The organism is Bradyrhizobium cytisi, assembly GCF_008123515.1.
GTDB classification, from domain to species: domain Bacteria; phylum Pseudomonadota; class Alphaproteobacteria; order Rhizobiales; family Xanthobacteraceae; genus Bradyrhizobium; species Bradyrhizobium cytisi.
The window spans coordinates 1-2010 of sequence record NZ_VSSR01000154.1 but is presented as its reverse complement, the minus strand read 5'-3'; the positions used below and the strand labels follow the sequence as shown (position 1 = coordinate 2010).

Genomic DNA, 2010 nt, shown 5'->3' with positions numbered 1-2010 from the left:
CTAGCCCAACTTTCTCAACTCGAGGAAAAAGTCGAATAAAATCAATAGGCATCTATCGAAAGTCTCCACTACAGAGCTGGGCCTGGTGGGCGATCGGACCTCTGTGAGGAACTGATGCGCGGCGGTGGCTGCGGCGGCAGATCGAGCTTGAGTTGCTTGAGCAGCAGCTTCTGGTCGGCGTTGAGCTCAGTATAGCGGCTGAGGATCAGCGTGCGTCCGTCGGTTGTCGGGAAGTGCACGTCGAGCATCTGCACCGCGGCCATCTTGTCGAGCGCCGCCCTTGACGTCAGGCCCGGGGCTAGCGGCTTCAGTCGCGCCCGCAACGTGACGTGCAGGCAATAGGCGAGGAAGGCGACGAAGATATGCGCCTCGACCCGATGCTCGACCTGATGATAGATCGGCCGCAGCTGGAGATCGTCTTTCAGGTTTTTGAACGCAGCCTCGACTTCGGTCAGTTGAATGTACAACTGCCAGAGATCGGCGGGATCGCGATCTCCGAGATTGGTGCGCAGCAAATAGCGCCCTTCATGTCGGCGCACCTGGCGCAACTTCTCGCGGTTGAGCGTGAAGCTGAACGCAGTCCCGCTGGGGGCGATATCGATGTCGATCAGCCGCCACGCCGCGCGAGCCTTGGAACGCGCGGCGCCGAGCTTCATCAGGAACTCCTTGCGCGTGAGCTTCATGTTCGCGATTTGCTTCAATCGTGACCAAAGCCATCTGAGCTTGCGCCGGCGCATGGCGCGTTCCTTGTGGATGCGGGCGCGGCTTTGCGCCAAGACGTAGGTCTCCTGGTCCTGCGGCAACAGCTTGACGTCGACACCCTCGCGCACCGCCTGCCAAGGTTTGTCGAGCAGCGCCTTCTCCAGTTTCGACAACCGTCCCTTCGGCGTTCCGACCAGATAGGAGACCGGCGGATCGGCCTGCCGCATCTCCGCCAGCACCGCTTCGGTGGGAATGCCGCGATCCATCACCCAGATCCGCTGGGCCTTGCCGTACTGAGTTTCGATCTTGTGCAAAAATCCCCGCAAGGTCGTGCTGTCCGCCGTGTTACCCGGCAGCACCTCATAGGCGAGCGGGAAGCCGTCCGGCGTGACGATCAGCGCGATCACCACCTGCACACAATCGCTGCGTTTGTCACGGCTGTAGCCGAAGCGGCGCTTGTCATTGTCGTCGTCCGGGGGCGCGGATTCGAAATAGGTGCTGGTCAGGTCGTACAGCAACACCTCGAACTTGGCGCCGAACAAATCCGCCCAGCGTTGTCGCAAGTGGGAGAACAGTGCTTGTTTGTGCGGCAAGAGCTTGTCGAGGCAGCGGTAGAGAGCATTCTTCTCCGCCAGCATGAAATCCGCGCCCAGCAAGTCCGCCATCGCGCTCTGTTCAAACCATTGCCGGTGCAGACGCCACTCGCTACCGGGATCGATCAGCCGGTAGCACACCAGCGTCTGCAGGATGTCGCACCAGCTCGTTCCCTCGCGCGAGGGCCGCAGCCGGGCCGCCCAGAACTGGTCAAGCCCAAGCTGTTCATAGAGTTCACACGAAAGCCAGCACGCGCCCCACTGCCGCGGCCGATGCAACTCCATCGCATCGAGCCGCACCTGTACGCCGTACCCCTCGGCCTGTCTGGGAAGCTCACGATCGGCAGAAAAAAGCGACAGCTGGGTGTGGCGTTGCACATCCTCGTCAAACGCTTCGATCGCGCGGCTCCAATCGTCATGTTGGCCGTCGCCGATCTCACCCAAATACAGCACCTGCCGCTGCACCACCTTGCCACTGGCACAGCGCCGGTTCTCGACGATGTTCCAGTAGCGGTGCTCCTTGCCGTCCTTGAAGCGCCGATTCGATCGCAAAAACATGGCCCGACAAAGCTACGCCGATCGCAACAGGCCAAAAAGATACTTGGTCTACACTACAAGCGATTCCTGAGACCCACAGATTGATCCGACTCGCCTTTTTGGCTCAAAATTCCTGAAAATTGTCATTCCAGCACGCGAGTTGAGAAAGTTGGGCTAG

1 protein-coding gene is annotated in these 2010 nt (G+C 60.3%); it reads right to left on the bottom strand.

All coding sequences use genetic code 11. The features are described from left to right. Positions 1–68: 68 nt before the first annotated feature. Entirely contained in the window at positions 69–1853 is a 1785-nt protein-coding gene (locus tag FXB38_RS42110) for an IS1634 family transposase (protein ID WP_148756719.1), read from the bottom strand. Between the last annotated feature and the right edge of the window lie 157 nt (positions 1854–2010).

Bases quoted from the DNA above. Each gene is read 5' to 3' on its own strand.
- FXB38_RS42110 (WP_148756719.1), bottom strand. From the start codon at position 1,853: ATGTTTTTGCGATCGAATCGGCGCTTCAAGGACGGCAAGGAGCACCGC.